Source organism: Amycolatopsis umgeniensis, assembly GCF_014205155.1.
In the GTDB taxonomy this organism is placed as follows: domain Bacteria; phylum Actinomycetota; class Actinomycetes; order Mycobacteriales; family Pseudonocardiaceae; genus Amycolatopsis; species Amycolatopsis umgeniensis.
This window is the reverse complement of sequence record NZ_JACHMX010000001.1, coordinates 4,584,316-4,601,470: the sequence shown is the minus strand read 5'-3', so window position 1 is coordinate 4,601,470 and position 17,155 is coordinate 4,584,316. Positions and strand designations below refer to the sequence as shown.

Genomic DNA, 17,155 nt, shown 5'->3' with positions numbered 1-17,155 from the left:
GTCGATGACCGCCGAGAAGGCACGGTTGCTCACGACTCTGCTCTCCCTCGCCGAGGACACCGGCTCGCTGTCCGACGAACTGCACTTCGCCGGATGGGACGCCACCGAGCGCGTCGCGCTCGACCACGGCGCCGCGAACGTCCTCCGGGCGCTCGTGCTGCCGAAAGCGGCGAGGGTTCTCGAAGTGGGTGCCGGTTTCGGCGCTTTGACGCGGTACCTGGGCGAGGTCTCGGCGACGGTGCACGCCGTCGAGGCCGACCCGGTCCGCGCCGCCGCGGTGCGGTTCCGCACCCGCGACCTCGGCACCGTGACGGTGCACGATCGGCTGGTCATCGAGACTTACGACTTCGTCGTCGTCCAGCAGCCGTACGCGACGCGGAATCTGCTGGACTGGGTTCGCGAGCGGCTGTCCCCGACGGGTGCCGTCGTGGTGCTGACGTCTTCGCGCGGTGTCGTCAGGACGCTCGCGGCGGCCGGTCTCGAAGTGCAGCGTGAGCTGCTCTGCTCCCCCGGTCACGAGGTCGCCCGCGCGGTTCGCGGCGCGCAGATCGACACCGAACTGCCCCGCCTTTCCGCCGCGATCAGCGGCGGTCCCGCGAACGGTCTCGCCCTGCTGTCCGGCCCCGGCGCCGCTTCGCTCTGGCCCGCGTACCGGCTCGCGACCTACTTCAACACCGCCGAGCGCGCCGCGTTCGCCTGCACCCGCGCGGACGTCGTGCGCACCGGGGAGGGTGCCGAGGTCCGCCGCGCGCCGCTTGTCCCGTCGCCGCCGGTCGCCGGGATCTCGGTCGGACCGTGCGCGGACAAGGTGTACGACGCTCCGACGATGGTCGAGGTCCTGCTCGACGAGCCGGAGCGAGTCGCGGAGCTGCTCACCGGCTGGCGGGACCTGGTCCGCTCGGAGGCCGCGAGCGGGGTCGAGGCGCTGTGGGATCTGGTGCCGCACAACGTCCTCGTCGACGGCGCGACGTTGCGCCCGATCGACCTCGAGTGGCGGAACGCGGGCGCCGGGGTGTCCGAAGTGGTCGAGCGCGGAGTGCTCGTGCTGGCCGACAAACTCGCCGACGCCTGCTGGTCCGCGGCGGCCGAAGGCGGCACGGTACGCGATCTGGCGGGCTGGCTCGGGGTGCTGATCGGCCTTCATCCCTCCTTTGTGGACAGTGCGATGGCACGCGAGGTCGCCTTCTCGGCGATCGGCTCGTGCGGCACCGCGCACGGCACGGACGAGGTGCGCGCGTCCATCGACGGGATTTGGCGAAAGCGCCTGGCGAGAACCGTCCACAGGTACCGTTCAACGAAGGTCGGCGCCGGTGTGGCGGCGAACGAAGACGAGGTAGCGAAGCGATGACGAGCCTGCATACCGCCGGAATCCTGACCCCGGACCGGCCGGTCGGGCACCTGTTCGAGCTCCGGGGCTGGACGACCGGCATCAGCCGGATCGACGAGATGTCCGTGACCATCGCGGACGTCGAAGCGAACCTGTTCCCCGAGCCGTGCCCGGGCGCGCCCGAAGGCACCTTCGGCTGGCGTGCCGTCCCGGCCACCTGGGTTCCCGCGGGTACCCAGGACGTCGTCGTCACCGGACCGGACGAGCGCGTGCTGAACCAGGCGACCGTCCACGTCGGAACGCTGCCGGGTGAAGAACCGCTGTGGCTGGGCGAACTCGAAGCGCCGAAACAGGGCAAAGTCACCGAAGGGCACGTCGTCTACGTGACGGGGTGGGCCATGTTGCAGGGTCGTGCGCCGAGCCTGATCGAGGTCATGGTCGAGGGTGGCGGCACGGTCAGCGCGCGCACCCGCCTGCCGCGTAAGGACGTGCCCAAGGAATTCCCCGGATTCGACGACGCCGCGGTGAGCGGCTTCGAGGCGTGGGTGCCCGTCGACCTCCCGTACGGCGAAGAGCGGACGCTGTCGCTTCGCGTCCGGTACCGCACCGAAGGCGTCGGCGAGGTCGTGTCGGCGAAGCGCACCTTCACGCTTCGCAACCCCGTCGCGGACCCGGACGACGCCGAACTCGCCGACGAGCTGGCCGGTGACACCGCCCGTGCGATGGCACGCGTGAACATCCCGACCGATCCGAAGCACGTGCTGGTGTTCACGCACAGCCTCGGCGTCGGCGGCGGGCAGCTGTGGCTGCAGGAACTGCTGAGCCGGATGGTGACCGACCACGGCTGGCAGGTCAGCCTGGTCAGCGAAACCGACGGCCCGCTGCGCGCGGACTGCCACGAACTCGGCATCCCCGTCCACGTCACGACGCACTACCGCAACCAGACGGTGCCCGCCTACGAAGGTCACGTCGCCGAGCTGGCGCGCTTCGCGAAGTGCTCCGGAGCGGGCGTCGCGCTCGTCAACACTCTCGGCGGCTTCGTCGGCGCGGACGCGGCGAAGCGCGCCGGGATGCCGACGGCGTGGGTCATCCACGAGAGCTTCTCGCTGCCCGCGTTCGCGTATCAGAACTGGGGCCCGGTGAAGCCGCCCGCCGCGGTTTGGCAGCGCTGGCAGAGCACGCTCGCCGAGGTCGACAGGCTGCTGTTCGTCGCGGACGCGACGCGCGAGATGTTCCTCCCGTACAGCAAGCCGGAACGCTGCCGGACGGTCCGCTACGGCACGCCGATGCACAAGTTCGGCGGCCGGACGCGATCGGAAACCCGGCAGCAGGCGCGGAACATGCTCGGCTACTCGCCGGACGACATCGTGCTGGTCAACATCGGCATCGCGGAATCCCGCAAGGGGCAGGCGCCGCTGATCTCGGCGATGGAGCGGATCCACAAGATCCACCCCGAGGCGAAGCTTTCCGTCGTCGGCCTGCACCCGTCGCCGTACGGGCTGGCGATGGAGGAGTCCGTCGAGCGCGCCGGGCTGGAGAAGTCGGTCAGCCTGGTGCCGATCCAGCCGGATCCGCTGCGCTGGCTGCAGGCCGCGGACATCTTCGTGAACAGCTCGGACATCGAGTCGCTGCCGCGGTCGATCCTCGAAGCCGTCTGCTGTGGCATCCCGGTCGCGGCGACCGACGTGTTCGGCGCGCGGGAGATGATCGTCGACGGCGAGACGGGCTGGCTGTTCGAGACCAACGACGTCGACGCGCTGACAGCGGCCTTGCTGCGGGCGCTGGGCACGTCGGCCACGCGCCGCCGTGAGATGGCGAAGGCCGCGCACGAGAAGCTGCTGCCGTGGCTCGACCCGGCGGGCTACGCGCGCGAGTACTCCGAAATCCTGACCGAACTGAGTGGGGGCGTTCATGTCTGACACCGACATTCCCGGCCGTGTCCAGGCCGAGCTGACCCGGCTCCGGGCCGAGCGGCAGGTTTTCACCGCCGAGCAGGACCGGCTGAAGGCGAAACTGGCCGACACCGAGCACGAGCTGCGCGAGGCCACCGCCGCCGCGCCGAACGAAGGCGAGTCCGCCGAGGTGAACCAGAAGCTCTCTTCGCAGCAGGAAGAACTCGACGTCGCCAAGGCGCGTCTGCGGGCGCTCGAGTCCGAGGTCCTGCTCGCCCACCAGCAGCGTGACTCGCTGCGCGCGGAGCTGAAGACCTGCCGCGAAGAGCGGGACAAGCTGCGGCTCGCGCTGCTCGACGCCGAACTGGTGGTTTCGGCGGGCGTCGTCGACGCGGACATCCTGCCCGGCGGCGAGCCGTCGGCCGACCGTCAGCGCCTGCTCAACGCCGAACGTCTCGCCGCCGAGATGGCCCGCGAACTCGACGCCACGCGCCGCACCGTCAGCTGGCGGGTCACCGCGCCGCTGCGGGTCGTGCGGAAGAAGATGGACCGGCCGTGACCGAACTCTGCTTCGTCTCCGCCGAGGGCGGTTCCGCCTTCATGGAGGAGCTCCTGGAGGTGGTCGCCGACGCCGTGCGCACCGCGGGCGGCAAGGCCAGGACAGCGATCGGCAAGTACCCCGAGGCCGGGGGCGACACGGTGTACGTCGTGGTCCCCCACGAATATTTCGTGACCGCCCCGGACGCCGACTTCCCCACCGCCGAACAGTGCCGTCGCACCATCGGGTTCTGCGTGGAGCATCCCGGGACGGCGACCTTCGAGCGCAACGCGGAACTGCTCTCCATCCTGGGCGGCGCCGTCGACATCAACCAGGATTCGACCGCCGAACTGCGGCGGCGCGGGATCGGCGTCGAGCATTTCCAGCTCGGCTACAGCCCGCTGTGGGACCTGTGGGGCGGCGATCTCGACCGTCCGCGCGACCTCGACGTCACCTACCTCGGCACGGCCGAACGGCGGCGTTCGGTCTTGCTCGGCTCGTACGCGCGGGATCTCGCCGGGCTGCGGACGCGGCTGCTGACCCCGCCGCACGAGCCGATGACCACCGCCCGCGTCGACTTCCTGCCGGGCAAGGCGAAGTTCGAGCATCTCGCACGGTCCCGGTTCCTGCTGAACCTGCACCGCGAGCAGAAGCAGACCCTGGAATGGGTGCGGACGCTCGAAGCGATGACCAACGGCTGCGTGGTGGTCAGCGAGACCTCCTCCGAAGTCGAGCCGCTGGTCCCCGGCGAGCATCTGGTGCTGGCCAGGCCGGAGGCGCTGGGTTCGGTCGTCGCCGCGCTGGCCGACGAACCCGAACGGGAACGGCACCTGCGTTCGGCCGCCTACGGTTTCGTGAAGTCGCTCGACATGACGTCGTCCGCGCGACGGCTGATCGACCTGGCGTCTTCGCTGGGTTCGGCGCCGGCCGCGGATCTCGCCCCGGCGCGAGCACTGGCGACGAGCCTGCGGAACCCGGAGAACGCGCTCGCCGTCGACACCCCGTCGTTCGACGCGCGGTTCGCGGGCGACCGGTCCACCGGTGGCCCGGCTTCGGCACGCGGGACGGCGTTGTCGGCACGGATCGCGCAGCGCGCGGCGGGTGCGCGACGGGTCGCCACCCGGCGCTGGGAGCCCGCGGCGGCCTCGTCGCCGGGCAACGCCGACGTCGACGTGCTGATCGTGCGCCGGACCGGCGAGGTCGACCCGGACGATCTGGCGAACGACCTGCTCACCGGCAGCGTGCGGCCGGGGAAGGTGCTCGTCGGCGAGGACGGCGTGCACCCGTGGCCGCGGCCGCGCCCGTACGACGTCCTGCTGCACGACACCCCGCTCGGCCGAGGGCTCACGCGGAACTCCCTGCTGGAGCGTTCGACGGCGTCGTGGCTGCTGGTGCTCGACGGCGGGATGCGCGCTTCGGAATTCCTGCTGGAGCGTTTGCTGGCCGCTTCGGAGGATGCCGACGTCGTGCACTGCCCGGTCGCGGATCCGGTGGACGGCCTGGTCGGCGCGCTGCCGCCGGAGGAGCGGCGGCTGAGGACGCTGCCGTACCTGGGCAGCGGGTATCTGGTGCGGCGGTCGCTGGTCGACGAGTTCGGCGGATGGAGCTCCGAGGTCCTGTTCGAGGGCCTGGAGGACCACCTGTTCTGGCGGCGGGTCGCCGCCGCCTCTCGGCCGACGACGCTGGTGCAGCAGGTTTTGCTGCGCCGGCTGCGGCCGGATCCGGACTCACGGCCGATGGACCTCGACCCGCACCGGGTCTGGGCGGCCATTGACGGTGCCGTTAGCCCGTAAGTGTGAGTTAGGCCGTGTCGGTGAACGTCCTCCCCCGTTGATGCGCCTTATGGGCAGAGCATCGGAAGCGTTCGGATGCCGGACGAGGAGGAGCCGCCATGGCCTGGGAAATCGCCCTGGTCGCCGCGCTGGCCGTCGTGTTCGTCATACGGCTCGCGCTGCAACTGAAGCGCGGCTGAGCTCGCCACCGTTTTGCGCACCCCGCGGCGCATCATGAGGTGAACGGGACTTTCATCGCGGATTCCCCGGTGAAAGTCCCGTTTCACCCCATCGCCACCCGCCGCCCGATTCGCATCTGCGGAATCCGCCGTGGCCGGGCGGGGCGTGCCGAAGAAAGCGGGGGGCCGTCCTCGCGCAAACGCTTCTTCACGTGGATCGTCTTGTATCCCGTGGTCAGATAGCCCTCGTTCTTCAATTTCGCCATCTCCGCGTTGACCGACGCGGGCGAAGCGCCGATCGCGGACGCGATGTCCGTGTGATTCAGGCCGACGTCGATGACGACGCCGCTTTCGCCGGGGACCCCGTAGAGCGACTGCAACCTGGTGAGGAACGCGGTCAACCGGCTCCGGACCTTGGCCGTCGCGAAACCCAGTGCCACGTTCCGCAACCGCAGCCGGACGGCGAGGTCCAGGGCGATCAAGGCCATCGCCTGCTTGTCTTCGTCGAGAAAGCCGTGGAAGGCGTTCTGCGGGATCTCCAGTACGCGGACCTGTTTCGTGGCGACGCACGAGAGGTGACTCGACCGTCTGGCCAGGCAGTCTTCGATGCCGAGGACGTCGCCCGCGCCGAGCAGGTCCACGATCATCGGCGACGTGTCGCCCTGGGCCGCGCGGATCGCTTTCACGAAGCCGGACCGCACGATCAGCACCGGCGGCGCCGGATCGCCTTGGTTGAGCAACGTCGTGCCCGGCGCGTAGTCGACGTGCTTGCCCAGTTCGAGCAGCCGCTGCCGCTGCCTTTCGGTGACCGCTGCCAGGAAGTCCCCGCCCATCAGCCCACCACCGCCGCGAACGCGTAGAGGATCGCCGGGAGCCCGGCCACGAGCGCCGCGACCGAGCCGATGACCTTCGCCGGTTGGGCGACCTTCCCGGCGAGCAAGAGCCGGGTGAGGATCGCGGTGAAAACGATGTAGGCGAGAACGACGACGCCCACGGTGACCACCAGAAGTGGATCAGGAGTATTTGCCGTCAATAGTGACTCCCAGTGAGAGAAGAAAAGTGAATCGGGTTCTTGCCCGGCCGGGTGAGAATCACTTCGGGTAGGTGACATCGCCGTTGCGCCGTTCAGCCGAAGACTAGTGCTCAGCGGCATTGCGAGAAAGCAACCGTCCCTCGGCGGAACCGGTCTGCCAAGTCTTTTCGCGACGGAAAGTGACCGCTATTCGGCGCGGCAACTCAAGAAAAAATCACGCACCGTGCACGAAGACAAGGGGAGCCCCGGCGCGATACCGCCGGACTCGTCAGGAAATCAGGACAAGCAGTACGTGCGTATGATTTCGAATCGCCCTTCGGAATCCGGCCGACGCTCGACCGGAACCCTGGTCGAGACCGAGATGAAGCGACAACGACGACTCGGCCGATCTCACGGGAGACCTCGCCCGGGACGTGCATCTGCACGTGCACTTGGTCAGATTAACGCAGTGTCAGCGTTGTGGCAGGCACAATGACTCCCGGTGACCGCGGGGACTTTTCGGCAATCTCAGCTTTTTGGGGGAACGCGGTGGGGAATCACGATCAGCCCCGGCGAGGGCTGACCAGGCCGGATTCGTAAGCGAGCACCACCAGCTGCGCCCGGTCGCGTGCCCCGATCTTGGTCATGATGCGGCTGACGTGCGTGCGCGCGGTGGCCGTCGAGATCACCAGATGCGCGGCGATCTCGTCGTTCGACATGCCGCCGGCGACCAGGCCGAGGACCTCGCGTTCCCGGTCGGTGATCTCGCGGACGGCGCTCACGTCGATCCGGCGGTTCTCCGGCCGTTCGACGAACTCCGCGATCAGCCGCCGGGTCACGGTCGGCGCCAGGAGCGCCTCACCCGCGGCGACGACCTTCAGCGCCCGCAGCAGCTCGACCGGGTCGGTGTCCTTCAGCAGGAACCCGCTCGCGCCGGCGCGCAACGCCTCGTAGACGTACTCGTCGACATCGAAGGTGGTCAGGACCAGGACCTTCACCCCGGTCAGCTCGGGATTCGCGGTGATCCGCCTCGTCGCTTCGAGACCGTCGACGCCGGGCATCCGGATGTCCATCACGACGATGTCCGGCTTGTGCTCGACGGCGGCCGCGACGGCCTGTTCGCCGTCGCCGGCCTCGGCACAGACCTCGAAGCCGTCTTCGGTCTCCAGCAGCACCCGGAAACCGGCGCGTACGAGCACCTGGTCGTCGGCGAGGACCACCCGGATCGTCATCGTTCCCCCTCGATCGGCAATTCCACGCGAACCTGGAACCCGCCGTCCACAACGGACGTCGTGAGCGCGCCGCCCAGCGCGGCCGCCCGTTCGGACATGCCGCGCAACCCGTGGCCGGGCGCGGGTTCGACGGCGCCACGGCCATCGTCGCGGACGAGCAGCGTCAGCGCACCGGTTTTCCGCTCGAACCTGACGTCGACGCCGCGTGCCTGGTTCGCGTGGCGGACCACGTTGGTCAGCGATTCCTGCAGGATCCGGTACGCGGCGCCGTCGACCGGCGCGGGCAGCTCGCCCGGCTCGCCCTCGACACGCACTTCCAGCCCGGCGGCCCGCGCGTGCTCGAACAGCTCGTCGGCCTGGGCGAGGCTCGGCGCGGGCGCCTTGTCCTCCCCGGAACGCAGCACGGCCAACGTCGCGCGAAGGTCCTTCAGCGCCGAAGCGCTCGCCGCCTTGATGTTCAGCAGCGCCTCTTTCGCCTGCTCAGGGCGCCTGTCGGCGACGTGAGCGGCGACCCCGGCCTGGACATTGATCATCGCGAGGCTGTGCGCGACGACGTCGTGCACCTCGCGGGCGATGGTGAGCCGCTCCTGCTCGGCCATCCGGTGCCGGTGCTCGTCGGCCTGCTCGCGGCGGGCCCGCGCGGCGGCCATCCCGTTGCGCACGGCCGTCCCGATCCCGACCACCGCGATCACCCAGACCAACCCCAGCCCGGCCCGCATGTCGAAGGCGCCGAACCCGTGCCGGACGAACAACACGACGCCGGCGACCGCGAGCAGCGATCCGCCGGTGACCCCGGCGACCAGCGGTCCGCGGATCTTGGTGAGCACGAACAGCGCGATCGTCGGCAGCACGATCGTCGGCCCGCCCGGGTTGCCGGACGCGTAGTAACCCAACGTCAGCGCGGAGGTGAGCAGGAAGATCGTCATCGGGAAGCGGTGGACGAGAAGCAGCGGTACCGCGGTGGCGACCAGCCAGAGCACGCCGGACGTGGTCAGCGGCGGCGCGTCCGGTTGCCAGCGGGAGGCACTGCTCGTGGCGCCGAGGACGAACCCCAGCGGGAGCACCACGCGGAGCACGCGGCCCACCCAGGGACTCCACGGAAACCGTTCTTTCAGCAGCACAGGACGAAAGCTACCCGGGGCGGAGGGGGACCGCGTCCGTTGGAAAGCGGCTTCCCGGCTACGCCGTGTGCGGTAGCCGACGCAGGAATGCGGCTTTCGTTTTTTTCGATTAGAGTGGCGGGAGGACCCCGGCTGCCCGAGGGAGGCAACGTGACATCGACGATCGAACAGCACACCGTGCTCCCGCCCTCCGTCGCCGAACCGGAGGCCCGCCGAGAACTCCGGCAGCTCGACGAGTTCATCACCCTGGCGGCGTCTCCGGCTCACCAGGCGAAACTGGTCGGACCGGACGGTAGCGAGGTGTCCCTTCCCGAGCAGGTCTACGACGTTCTGCGCGACGTCGTGAAGGCCATGTCCCAGGGCTTCGCCATCAACATCGCGCCGTTGAACGCGGTCCTGACCACCCAGCAGGCGGCCGACATGCTCAACATGTCCCGGCCGACGCTGGTCAAGCTGCTGGAGTCCGGCGAGATCCCGTTCGAGAAACCAGGACGTCACCGCCGAGTCCTCCTCAGCGACCTGCTCGCCTATCGGGCAAGCTCCCGTGCGGAACGGCAAGGAATACTCGATGAGCTGACAGCCACGGCGAACCGGGATGGCAGCGATGACATCGCCGACGGGTTCATCCAAACTCGCTAGCCGTGCCTTTCCCCGCCTTCCTCGACGCTTGTGTGCTGATTCCGATCCGGCTGACGGATCTCTTGCTGCGGCTGGCCGAGGCGGGCACCTACCGCGCCTTGTGGTCCGACGATGTACTCGACGAGGTCGAACGAAACCTCGTCGCGCATTTCGGCTTGGAACCCGCACAGGTGACGCGCCGGTTGACCGGTATGCGTTCAGCCTTCCCCGATGCCAGGGTCACCGGCTACGAGCCGCTGATTCCAGCCATGACCAATCATCCGAAGGACAGGCGCGTGCTGGCTGCAGCCGCTCGCGCGGATGCCGCCGTGATCGTGACGGCGAATCTCAAGGATTTCCCTGTCGCAGCCCTCGAGCCCTATCGGATCGACGCCGTACATCCGGATGACTTTCTGCTCGACCAGCTCGATCTATATCCAGCTGCGACACTTCGCTGCCTGCGTGAACAGGTCGACGCTCTCGAACGGCCACCGGAGAGCTTGGGCGAGTTCCTCGAAAGATTCGAGAGAACGGTTCCCGGCTTCAGCAAGGAATCACGCCGCTTGCTCGACCGCCGGTAGCCGACGCAGGACCGAAGTCATCATCAGCACCCCGCCGATCACCTGGACGGCCAAAACCGGCGCGTGCGCGGCGGATCCCATCGTGAACGCGCTGAACAAGCCCCACGCGCCCGAGCCCGCCATGGCCCCGGCGCCGGTCCACACCAGCACCAGCCGCGGCCAGAACCGTCCCCGCGACACGGTCGCCAAGGCGATCACGGCCAGCAGGCCGAGTACCGCGATCACCACGTCCTGGCCGCGGGCGGACAGTCCGCCGGGGCCGAACGCCCAGCTCACGTGGCCGATCGCGGAAACGAGCGCGGCGACGATGCCGAGTCCGCCTGCCCAGCCGATCGTCCCCGGCCGCACGGTGCCGGTGACGACGAACCACCAGCGGTCGCGGGCGTAGAGCACGAACGCGGTCAGCAGCAGGATCCCCTGCCAGGCGAAACCGCCGTAGACGACGGCCCAGACCCAGTTCTCCAGCGGCATCTCGGTCAGCTGCTGTTTCGCCAGGTCGGCGACGATCACCGGGAGGTTCAGCACGATCGGCGCGAGCAGCCCGGTGCCGATCCAGATCGGGAAGAGCACGAGCGGCGCGGGGATCCGGCGGCCCCAGGAGTAGGTGAACGCCAGCGCGAGCACCACCGCGACGACGTCCATCCCGCCGGTGAGCAGGTTGGCGAACAGCATCAGCTCCGAGTCCACAAAGGACGGATCACGGAGGCCGAGGTCGCCGCCCGTGACCCAGGAGGCCTTGAGGGTCAGGTACGGGAGCGTGCCGAGGATCGCCGCGTAGCAGACGATCAGGCGGGCACTGGAGATCTTGGGGGCGGCGACTGCTGCGGTCATGCTGTCAGCGTCGGCGTTCAGGCCGCGGAAAGACTCCCTCGCGAGCCTGGTCCGCCTCCCTCCTCAGAAGGACCTGGGCAGTTTCGCCGCGGTTTCCTCATCCGCCGGGGTCAGCGTCGCCAGGGAGATCTCGGAGCGCCGCCCGAGGTACAGGTACGAGAATTCGAACCGCAGCAGGCCGACGTCCGGGTGCAGGTACCGCTTGAGCACGATCCGCTCGGTGGAGACGTCGTGTTCCTTCCACATCCGCTCGAAGACGTCGGACTCCTGCCGCAGCCGCTTGACCAGGTTCTTCCACGCCGGTTCGGCGAGGTGCTCGGCCATCGCCGCCCGGAAGCCCGCGACCACGCGGGGCAGGTTGAGCTCCCAGTCCGGGAGCCTGCGCCGCCACTCGGGGTTGGTCAGGCACTGGATCAGGGTGTTGCGCTCCTCGAACGGGATGGCGTCGAGGCCGCCCATCAGCCAGTCGTAGGCCCGGTTGTAGGCGAGGATGTCGCACCGCGCGTTGCGCACGCAGACCGGATACGGCTCCAGTTTCTCCATCATCCGGAAGACGTTCTGGCTCAGGAGCTTGCAGTCCTTCTCCAGCGGCGGTTCGGCCGCGCCGGCGAGGGTGAAGAGGTGCTTGTGCTCGTACGGGTCGAGCCGGAGGGTGCGGGAGATCGCGTCCAGCACCTGCTCGGACGCGTTGATGTCGCGCCCCTGCTCGAGCCACGTGTACCAGGTGACCCCGACCCCGGCGAGCTGCGCGACCTCTTCACGGCGCAGCCCCGGCGTGCGGCGCCTGCCGCTGATCGGCAGGCCGACCTGGTCCGGGGTGATGCGCTCGCGACGGCTGCGCAGGAACGCGGCCAGTTCGTGCCGTCGCACGTCGGCCACTCGCGAATCGACGGTCAAGGTCACCTCATCAGGTTCGCAAAGCTCGAAGCCGATTACCAGGTAGTGGTGGTACCAGGATAAATACACTCCTGGTACCAGGGTGGGAACCGGTTGATCGTAGTACCCATGACTTCGACGCAAGTTCCGGCGACGCCCACCCGCGTCGCCGCCGGACCGGCCCTGACCTCGGCGGGCCTGGTCACCGTGCTGCTGGGGGCGGCACTTCCCCTCATCGACTTCTTCATCGTCAACATCGCCCTGCCCGCGATCGGTTCCGACCTTCGCACCTCATCGGCCACTTTGGAACTGGTGGTCGCGGCCTACGGGATCGCCTATGCCGTACTGCTCGTCGTCGGCGGACGGCTCGGCGACGCCTTCGGCCGTCGCAAGCTGTTCCTGATCGGGCTGGCCTCGTTCACCGTGACCTCGCTGCTCTGCGGGATCGCTCCGACGGCGTTGACGCTGGTACTGGCGCGGGCCGCGCAGGGAGCGGCGGCCGCGCTGATGCTGCCGCAGGTGCTGTCGATCATCCAGGCGACCACGACCGGCGAACGCAGGGCCAAGGCGCTGGGTCTCTACGGCGCGACAGCGGGCCTTTCGATGGTGCTCGGCCAGTTCCTCGGCGGGGCGCTGGTCGCCGCCGATCTGTGGGGCACCAGCTGGCGGCCGATCTTCGTGGTCAACGTCCCGGTCGGGATCGCCGGTCTGCTGGTCGCGCGGCGGCTCGTTCCGGAGAGCCGCTCGAGCAACCCTCTCGGCATCGACCGCAAGGGCACGGTTCTCCTGACGATCGCGCTGGTTTCGCTGTTGCTGCCGCTGGCGGAAGGGCCCGCCCTGGACTGGCCACTGTGGACGGTCGCGCTGCTCGTGGTCTTCCCGTTCGCCGCGGCAGGCTTCGTCCACGTCGAACGCCGGATGGAACGCCACGGCGGTGTTCCGCTGCTGCCGCCGTCGGTGATGCGGATGCCGAGTGTGCGGCAAGGGTTGATGGTCGGGTTGCCGTTCTTCGTCGGGTTCAGCGCGTTCATGTTCGTGTTCGCGGTGACGCTGCAGGACGGGCTGCACCTCGGCCCGCTGGATTCCGGACTGGTGACGGCGCCGCTTTCGCTCGCGTTCTTCGCGATGTGCCTGGTCAGCAGCCGCCTGGTGACGCGGTTCGGGCAGCGGGTGGTGGCCGCCGGTCTCTCGATCCAGTTGCTCGGGCTGCTGGTGCTGATCGGCACCGTGCTGCTGGACTGGCCGGATCTGGGGGTGCTCGATTTCGCGCCGGGGATGCTGCTGTGCGGTCTCGGTCAGGGGCTCGCGATGACGACGGTGTTCCGGATCGTGCTGTCGAAGGTGCCGCCGGAGATCGCCGGGGTCGGCAGCGGGATGCTGACGACGTCGCAGCAGGCCGCGATGGCGCTGGGCGTGGCGACGCTGGGGACGTTGTTCGCGTCCGTCGGGGCGGGCTCGCTCGGGATGAAGGGCGCATTTGTGCTGGTCATCGGGATCCAGGCGGTGCTGACGATCGGCGTCATCACGGTGGCGCGGCGGCTGCCGGACCCGCGCGGTTAGAAAGTTCGGTTTCACCCGTCGGAGTTGTGGCTCCCCGAGCGACGATGGGGATGTGACGGAACCACGGGTGCACCGGGACCCGGCCTTCGCGCTGCTGTCGCTGTACGAGACGGCGTTGCCGGAGGTCTACGGGTACCTGCTGTCCCGGTGCGGGGATCGCACTCTCGCCGAAGAGCTGACGTCTGAGACGTTCCTCGGCGCGGTGAGGGCCTGTCGCAAGGAATTCGCGCCCGCGGTGAGCACCGGGTGGCTGATCGGTGTCGCCCGGCACAAGCTCGCCGATCACTGGCGGCGCAAGGAACGTGAGGAACGCGGGCTGCGGCTCGTCCACGAAGAGGAGTACACCGATCCGTGGGACGAGCGGCTGGACGCGCTTCTGGCGCGCGAGGTGCTCGCGTCGCTCGGAGCGCATCATCAAGCCGCTTTGACGCTTCGCTACGTGGACGGTCTCCCGGTACCGGAGGTCGCCGCGCATCTCGAGCGCACGGTGCACGCCACGGAGGCGTTGCTCGTGCGGGCCCGTGCCGCTTTCCGGCGGGCTTACCAGCAGAAGGAGGGTCGCGATGTCTGATCCGTTCGACGCGCTTCGCGCGCCCTCGCAGCCTGCCGATCCTGATCCGCTCTTCGCCGCCGAACTGCGCGACAACCTGCGTCGCGCCGTCCTGAACGGAGCCTCCGCCATGCCATCCACTGCCGAAGTGCGCTCACTGACGCCGTACCTCGTGGTGACCGACGCCCGCGCCGCGCTCGACTTCTACGTCGAGGTGTTCGGGGCTCAGCGGCGGGCCGAGCCGATCGTGATGGAGGACGGCCGGGTCGGGCACGCGGAACTGGCCATCGGGGACAGTGTGCTGATGTTCGCGGAAGAGTTCCCCGAACTGGGCATCGTCGTGGCGCCCGCCGGTGGCCCGCTGATCCGGGTCGAGGTCGCGGACGTGCACGCCTCGGCCGCGCGGGCCGTGGAACTGGGCGGGGAACTGCGACGTCCCGTCACGGACGAAGGCCACGGGTTGAGCGGGGAGATCAAAGACCCGTACGGCCAGCGGTGGCTCCTCGCACAGGCGGCGCCTCGATCCGCTCCGGACGCTACGCCGATCCGGCACGGCGAAGCGGGCTATTTCACCTTCCAGGTTCCGGACGACACGCGCGCGAAGGCGTTCTACGGCGCCGTCCTGGGCTGGCAGTTCTCGCCCGGCCGGGTCGAAGGCGGTTGGGGCGTCGAAGGTTCCGGCCTGCAAGGCGGGCTGTGGGGCGGCCCGGGGCGGCAGGTGGGATGGAAGGTCATGTACGCCGTCGACGACCTCGCCGCCGCCCTCGACCGTGTGCGGGCCCAGGGCGGCCAGACCGGCGAAACCGAACAGCAGCCCTACGGCCTGAGCGCCGACTGCGTCGATGACCAGGGCATCGAGTTCTGGCTCTGGGAACAGCCGCGCTCTTGAGTCACTACCCCACCCCCACCCGTCCCAGGGGGGCGACCCCGAAGCCAGTCTATCGCTGATGGGAGGCGGTGAGGGGAGCTGACGTGAGTTGTCCACAGACGGGGGTCATTGTGGACAACTCGGGCTGGGGCGCATGCCGTGAAGGCCTCCTTGCCTACCCTGAAAGCAGGGAAGGCGGACCGGTATTTGCTTACGTACCTTGACTTGCGTGAGGACGGTGGTTGCGCGAGTCCATCCGTTCGCAGGCAACTCGAGTGGGGAAGATTTGGGACGTTCAACGTCCCAAATCTTCCCCGCTCGACCGCACCGGCATCCAGCACCAGGGATGCGGGGTCCCCGAGCGACGAGACCGAGCACACCAGCGGGCAAGCAAAGACGCGTCCCTCAAGGAGGCCTTCACAGCACGGGGGTCAGCGACCGGCGGCGTAGCCCTGCATTCCCCGCGCGTTGGCGGCGGCGCGAAGTACGCCACCGGACCGCGACACGGCCGAAAGCCGCCCGAGAGACCACGGTCCGGCGTCGACGACCTCGTGCCCGCGCGCGGCGAGAGCGTCCATTGTGGACTGACCGAGCCGCGACTCGACCACGAGTTCCCGCGGAGTCCACGAGCGCGGGTAGAACGAGCTCGGGAACGCCGTCGTGTGCCACGCGGGGGAATCGATCGACTCCTGGAGGTTCAGCCCGCCGAGCGTGTGCGCCAGCCAGAAACACAGCTGCCACTGGTCTTGCTGGTCTCCGCCCGGGGTCCCGAACGCCAGCACCGGCTCGCCGTCGCGCAGGCCCATCGACGGCGAAAGTGTGATCCGCGGCCGTTTCCGCGGCGCCAGTGAATTCGGCAAACCTTGTTCCAGCCAGAACATCTGCCCGCGGGAGTCGAGGCAGAACCCGAGCTCCGGGATCGTCGGGCTCGACTGCAGCCAGCCGCCCGACGGCGTCACCGAGATCATGTTCCCGGCCGCGTCGACGACGTCGATGTGCACGGTGTCGCCCCGCGTCTCGCCCAGCGGCCCGACCGTCGGCTCCCCCGTCGCGCCGGAACCGGCTTCGAGTCCGCGCAGCTTTTCGAGAATCGCGGGCAGCCGAGGCGAGGGACCACCGGGCCGCAGTTCGGCGGAAGCTTCGTCGGTGATCAAGGCCCGGCGGGTTTCCGCGTATTCGCGGGAGATCAGCAACTCGATCGGCACGTCGGGAGAATCCCCGTACCAAGCCTCACGGTCGGCGAACGCGAGCTTCGCCGCCTCGACGGCCAGGTGCACCGTGCGTTCCGTCGGAATTCCATCCACATAGGACAGTTCGTCGCGGAGGCCGTCCAGCAACCGCGCCTGCTGCAGCAACGCGGGCCCTTGCGTCCAGGCGCCCATCTTCACCAGGCCCCAGTCGCCGAAGTCGACCTGCAGCGCGTCTTCGTACGTCGCCTCCCAGCCCGCGATGTCCTCACCGGTCAGGAGACCGGCGTGATCGCGGCCGGAATCGTCACGGAAAGCCTTGCGACTGAACGCTTCGATGGCTTCGGCAACGAAGCCCTGCGACCACGCCCGACGTCCGGCGTCGATCTGGGCCTCGCGCCCGCTGACCGACTCGGCCTCGGCGAGCAGCCGCTCCCATGTGTCCGCGAGCGCCGGATTGCGGTGCAGTCCTTCGGCGGGCTCGCCGTCGGGCAGCCAGAGCGCCGCGGACGTCGGCCAATGCTCCGTGAAGAGATCCTGGACCGCGCGAATCGTGTCGCCCACCCGGCTGACCAGCGGAATCCCGCTACGGGCGTAGGAAATCGCGTAACCGAGCACGTCGCGCAGCGACTTCGTGCCGTGGTCTCGCAGGAGCAGCAGCCAGCCGTCCCACGCCCCCGGGACGGTCGCGGGGAGCAAACCGCTGCCGGGGATCAGGTCGAGCCCGAGATCCGCGAAGTACTCGGGTGTCGCCGCCGCCGGCGAGACTCCCTGACCTGCGAGGACTCGGGGAGTCCGCTCCGCGGCGGTGACGAAGATGCCGGGGACCTGCCCCGCCGGACCGCACAGATGCGGCTCGGCGATCTGCAGGACGAACCCGGCGGCCACCGCCGCGTCAAAGGCGTTGCCGCCGTCTTCGAGCACCGCCATCCCGGTGGCCGAGGCCAGCCAGTGCGTCGATGCCACCATGCCGTGGGTGCCGGCCAGTTCCGGCCTGGTCGTGAACACCAG

At 69.2% G+C, this 17,155-nt stretch carries 16 protein-coding genes; 9 read left to right on the top strand and 7 right to left on the bottom strand.

What is annotated here, in order from left to right; all coding sequences use genetic code 11:
• Positions 1–4 precede the first annotated feature (4 nt).
• Genes HDA45_RS21550 through HDA45_RS21535 form a run of 4 tightly spaced genes read left to right on the top strand, consistent with a single transcriptional unit; the run spans position 5 to position 5,550 of the window.
• Positions 5–1,348, top strand: coding sequence for a methyltransferase (locus HDA45_RS21550; RefSeq protein ID WP_184898075.1), 1,344 nt, complete (start codon positions 5–7; stop codon positions 1,346–1,348).
• Entirely contained in the window at positions 1,345–3,246 is a 1,902-nt protein-coding gene (locus HDA45_RS21545) for a glycosyltransferase family 4 protein (protein WP_184898074.1), read from the top strand. The genes HDA45_RS21550 and HDA45_RS21545 overlap by 4 nt, the downstream gene beginning before the upstream one ends.
• On the top strand, positions 3,239–3,778 hold the full coding sequence (locus HDA45_RS21540) for a hypothetical protein (protein WP_221471200.1): 540 nt from the start codon (positions 3,239–3,241) through the stop codon (positions 3,776–3,778). The genes HDA45_RS21545 and HDA45_RS21540 overlap by 8 nt, the downstream gene beginning before the upstream one ends.
• Positions 3,775–5,550, top strand: a complete 1,776-nt coding sequence (locus HDA45_RS21535; RefSeq protein WP_184898072.1) for a glycosyltransferase family protein — start codon at positions 3,775–3,777, stop codon at positions 5,548–5,550. Before HDA45_RS21540 ends, HDA45_RS21535 begins: the two co-directional genes overlap by 4 nt.
• Positions 5,551–5,812: 262 nt before the next feature.
• Here the strand turns inward: HDA45_RS21535 and HDA45_RS21530 are convergent, their stop codons facing one another.
• The 4 genes from HDA45_RS21530 to HDA45_RS21515 all read right to left on the bottom strand — a co-directional run bounded on the left by HDA45_RS21530 (position 5,813) and on the right by HDA45_RS21515 (position 9,037).
• Positions 5,813–6,541 (bottom strand): Crp/Fnr family transcriptional regulator, encoded by a 729-nt coding sequence (locus HDA45_RS21530; RefSeq protein WP_184898071.1) that lies wholly within the window; start codon positions 6,539–6,541, stop codon positions 5,813–5,815.
• The gene (locus HDA45_RS21525; protein WP_184898070.1) at positions 6,541–6,702 is read right to left on the bottom strand and encodes a hypothetical protein; all 162 of its coding nucleotides are present in this window, start codon (positions 6,700–6,702) and stop codon (positions 6,541–6,543) included. The genes HDA45_RS21530 and HDA45_RS21525 overlap by 1 nt, the downstream gene beginning before the upstream one ends.
• Positions 6,703–7,283: 581 nt before the next feature.
• Positions 7,284–7,952 (bottom strand): response regulator, encoded by a 669-nt coding sequence (locus HDA45_RS21520; protein WP_184898068.1) that lies wholly within the window; start codon positions 7,950–7,952, stop codon positions 7,284–7,286.
• Positions 7,949–9,037: a sensor histidine kinase gene (locus HDA45_RS21515; protein WP_343072127.1), complete on the bottom strand. Its 1,089-nt coding sequence runs from the start codon at positions 9,035–9,037 to the stop codon at positions 7,949–7,951. Before HDA45_RS21515 ends, HDA45_RS21520 begins: the two co-directional genes overlap by 4 nt.
• Before the next feature lie 186 nt (positions 9,038–9,223).
• Here HDA45_RS21515 and HDA45_RS43065 point away from each other — a divergent pair, with 186 nt between their 5' ends.
• Positions 9,224–9,712, top strand: a complete 489-nt coding sequence (locus HDA45_RS43065; RefSeq protein WP_184898064.1) for a helix-turn-helix domain-containing protein — start codon at positions 9,224–9,226, stop codon at positions 9,710–9,712.
• A gap of 2 nt (positions 9,713–9,714) precedes the next feature.
• Entirely contained in the window at positions 9,715–10,272 is a 558-nt protein-coding gene (locus tag HDA45_RS21505) for a VapC50 family PIN domain-containing toxin (RefSeq protein WP_184898062.1), read from the top strand.
• Here HDA45_RS21505 and HDA45_RS21500 read toward each other — a convergent pair.
• Both HDA45_RS21500 and HDA45_RS21495 read right to left on the bottom strand, forming a co-directional pair.
• The gene (locus HDA45_RS21500; protein ID WP_184898060.1) at positions 10,246–11,103 is read right to left on the bottom strand and encodes a hypothetical protein; all 858 of its coding nucleotides are present in this window, start codon (positions 11,101–11,103) and stop codon (positions 10,246–10,248) included. The two genes, HDA45_RS21505 and HDA45_RS21500, sit on opposite strands and share 27 nt — an antisense overlap.
• Before the next feature lie 63 nt (positions 11,104–11,166).
• On the bottom strand, positions 11,167–12,006 hold the full coding sequence (locus tag HDA45_RS21495; protein ID WP_378316205.1) for a helix-turn-helix transcriptional regulator: 840 nt from the start codon (positions 12,004–12,006) through the stop codon (positions 11,167–11,169).
• Positions 12,007–12,108: 102 nt separating this feature from the next.
• Here HDA45_RS21495 and HDA45_RS21490 point away from each other — a divergent pair, with 102 nt between their 5' ends.
• From HDA45_RS21490 to HDA45_RS21480, 3 genes are read left to right on the top strand one after another with little or no spacing between them, the layout of a single operon-like run.
• Entirely contained in the window at positions 12,109–13,539 is a 1,431-nt protein-coding gene (locus HDA45_RS21490; protein ID WP_184898058.1) for an MFS transporter, read from the top strand.
• A 52-nt stretch (positions 13,540–13,591) separates the two neighbouring features.
• Positions 13,592–14,110, top strand: coding sequence for a sigma-70 family RNA polymerase sigma factor (locus HDA45_RS21485; RefSeq protein WP_184898056.1), 519 nt, complete (start codon positions 13,592–13,594; stop codon positions 14,108–14,110).
• A complete protein-coding gene (locus tag HDA45_RS21480) occupies positions 14,103–14,978 on the top strand; it encodes a VOC family protein (protein ID WP_184898054.1) in 876 nt (291 codons plus the stop codon). Before HDA45_RS21485 ends, HDA45_RS21480 begins: the two co-directional genes overlap by 8 nt.
• 410 nt (positions 14,979–15,388) lie before the next feature.
• Here HDA45_RS21480 and HDA45_RS21475 read toward each other — a convergent pair whose 3' ends face one another.
• Positions 15,389–17,152, bottom strand: coding sequence for a gamma-glutamyltransferase (locus tag HDA45_RS21475; RefSeq protein ID WP_184898052.1), 1,764 nt, complete (start codon positions 17,150–17,152; stop codon positions 15,389–15,391).
• Positions 17,153–17,155 lie beyond the last annotated feature (3 nt).